The 2,806-nt window shown below is 64.1% G+C and carries 2 protein-coding genes and 1 pseudogene; all 3 read right to left on the bottom strand.

Going from position 1 to position 2,806, the window contains the following annotated elements; translation table 11 throughout:
- A pseudogene (locus V7053_RS18600) lies at window positions 1–260 on the bottom strand (hypothetical protein); the annotation flags it as partial.
- A gap of 17 nt (window positions 261–277) precedes the next feature.
- Complete coding sequence (locus tag V7053_RS18595; protein WP_334173739.1) at window positions 278–586, bottom strand: L-rhamnose mutarotase; 309 nt, start codon at window positions 584–586, stop codon at window positions 278–280.
- 417 nt (window positions 587–1,003) lie between these two features.
- A complete protein-coding gene (locus V7053_RS18590) occupies window positions 1,004–2,263 on the bottom strand; it encodes a phosphatidylserine decarboxylase family protein (RefSeq protein WP_334173738.1) in 1,260 nt (419 codons plus the stop codon).
- Window positions 2,264–2,806: the final 543 nt, after the last annotated feature.

Raw genomic sequence — 2,806 nt, 5'->3', positions numbered from 1 at the left:
CGGCGCACCCGCTCTCCTACCGCCGCTCCCTGAACCGGATCGGACACGAAACCGAAGTCCGCGACCTCCGCTCCGGCGCCCGAGAGCTTCCGGGCAATCTCGGCCGCCGAGGACTCGAGCCGCCCTCGGAGCCCGTCGAACTGGGTCCAGTAGACGCCCAAGCCCCCCGATACCAGCGCCACTCGCGGCTTGGCGCGCGGGACCGGGGGCGCGACATCGGAGACGTCGGCGACGAGTTCAGCTGCATTCGGAATCGTCATGGCTATCCCTTCCTCGCTCACGCCAGATGGAAGTACTCGGCCAGCATCCCGAGGGACGCATCGGGGTTCTGGGAATCGGCGAAATAGGGTGCCATCGACTCCTGCCAGCGCGCGTTGATCCCGCTGGCCGCCATCTCGGCCTTCGCCCGCTCGAAGTCATCCGTCTCGAGATACCCCACGACCAGGCCGTCGGCCTCGCGCACGAATAGGGAGTAGTTCCGCCATCCCGCATCCCGCAGGGCCTCCAGCATCTCCGGCCACACATGGGTATGGGCAGCGAGATAGTCCTGGACGCGGTCCGGCTTCAGATGCATCAAGAAGCACACCCTTTGGCTCTTCGCTTCGCGCACGCCGTGCGACCTCCCTTGGTCTCCTACGTTTAATGGATTAAATCGAACCGAAAAGGCCACAGAGCAGACGGTCCGGGTTCCTTAGCGGTGTGATTTAATCGATTAAAACCAATGTAGGGCAGGTCACATCCACTGTCAAGAAGCCTCTGGTTCGGGGGCTCGAATGCTTGCCCGCGGCCCTCCTCGAAGCCCCCTGCGGGACCACGAGAAGGGCTGCGGACCACGAGGCGCATGGAGGAGGTCGGCGGTTCTACCCTTGAGGATCTGGGCGGAGATCCTGCCTTCCGCGAGCGCTCCTCTCGAGGCTGCATCGAGTAATAGCCTCGCGCATACTGCCCTGCAGCATCCGCACCGCTACGTCATGACTGACCCATAGCACCGCTTGCCGAGGGCTCAGGACTTAGCGACGGCAAGCTTCGACCGAACCCGCACGAGGGGCGCCTTCGGATCCTGCGGTTGGGGAATAGCGGTCAGAGCGAACTGGTCGATGACTCCGGGCCGGAAGACGAGGCACTCGGTCGACCCACCGAACTGGAAGTACCCCAGTTCGTCGCCCTTGTTCACATGGTGACCCGGGACGATCTCAGGATCGATGACGCAGGACGAGACCTCGACCATCCCAACAGGGACCACCGCCATGAGACCAATGACGGGATCGTCGGCTTGGATCAGGATGATCGCCCGGGCCGCCACGTGGGCCAGATATGACTGCGAGAGGGTTGCCTCGACGGCGTCGGCCCCCTCGGATTCCGCCTCGGAGAAGTACGTCCCGTCCTTGAGGTATGCGCGCACGATGGTGCCAGAGACGGGAGCGTGCCACCGGTGATAGTTCAACGCGCTCAAGAACGCCTGGTACACCGTTCCACCGACGAAGTGATCCACGGACTCGTCCCCGGCAAGCAGATCTTCGAGTGAGTACGGCTGGCCCTTGACCCAGAACCGGCTCTGACGCTGGACGTCGGAGCTGATCTTGTATGGGGTCGATTCGCAGGCGCTGACGATGACCTTGTCGTCCTCAGGCGATGCGACGGGTCTGGAGGTCGAGGTCAGCCGGCGGGTGAAGAAATCGTTCCACGATGTGAAGCCCCAGTGCGGTGCGCGGGCATCGTGCTGATAGTCGTCCATCCCGACAACCTGCCGCGCCTTCTCCGACATCCACCCGGACGGTGAGTCGTTGAGCACATACAGCGACTCCTCGCTGCTCAGGAACACGCACCAGGCATCAAGTATCTTGCGGAACATGGCGACGATCCGCGGATCGCGGTGCGCTGCGAAGCCCGCCTCGGTTCCCATGGTCCAATCGAGGATCGCTGTCAACGGCGTGGTGACCATGCCACCTTCGCTGAACTCCGGGGCCATCGTCAGGACCTCGTTGATCAGCCGGAGCATCTGGTCGACGCTCGTGAGGTGCCGTTTGCGGTAGGGCTTCGACTTCGGAACCTGCTCGATCATCTCCGTCATGTAGAGACGGACAACCGGATCACTGGCGATCAGTTCCTTGAACTCCATGATCACCGGATGCAGAGGAACATCTTCACCCCGCGCCTCCACGCGTTCCCGGTGGCCCGCGATCCATTCCTCGAGGTCGTCCTGTTGCTCGGGGAGCCAGCCGCCCAGTCGTCGCACACGGTCGGATGAAGTGTTGATTGTCATAGGGCCGAGCCTACGCGCCTCCTCAACGGCACCAGCGACACGTGCGGGGGTTTCCTGTCGTCTGACGGCGCTGGCGCCTTCGCATCGCGCGGCCGAGACCGCGGCGCCCCGCTCGCCGTGCGGCAGTTGCCCCGGGACGCAGCACAGCCGCGGCCCAGGTCCCACGGTTCATGGAGCAAAGAACCGGAAGGCATCGGGGAATTCCGGTCTTTCGTCCCTACAGGACGGCGCGGCGAGAGTGTCTACTAGGCGTTGCCGCGGGTTGCCGAAGGCGAAGGGAAATTCCGGCCCGGGCGGCCCGGCAGGTAAGAAGAATAGGGAATGGTGCGATGCAGCGTTTTCGGGAACGACGCAAGGACGTCGGGGGTCAAGCAGGGCCCGCGAAAGGCCAGCGCCCGGCATCGATGATCGCGCCGCGCCAGTTCCGAGGGCCTCGCAACGCACAACGCACCAAGGGGCTGCGATGAAGGGCAATGTCACCGCCTGCCCCCGATGCGGCAAACCGAATCGGGTTCCTTCGAGCGCCAGCGGACGGCCTAGATG

The organism is Sinomonas sp. (assembly GCF_036848755.1).
Taxonomy (GTDB): Bacteria; Actinomycetota; Actinomycetes; order Actinomycetales; family Micrococcaceae; genus Sinomonas.
This window is presented reverse-complemented; position numbering and strand designations above follow the sequence as displayed.

What these genes read in the sequence shown, in the direction of transcription:
- V7053_RS18590 (WP_334173738.1), bottom strand. Translation starts at nt 2,263, where the DNA reads ATGACAATCAACACTTCATCCGACCGTGTGCGACGACTGGGCGGCTGG.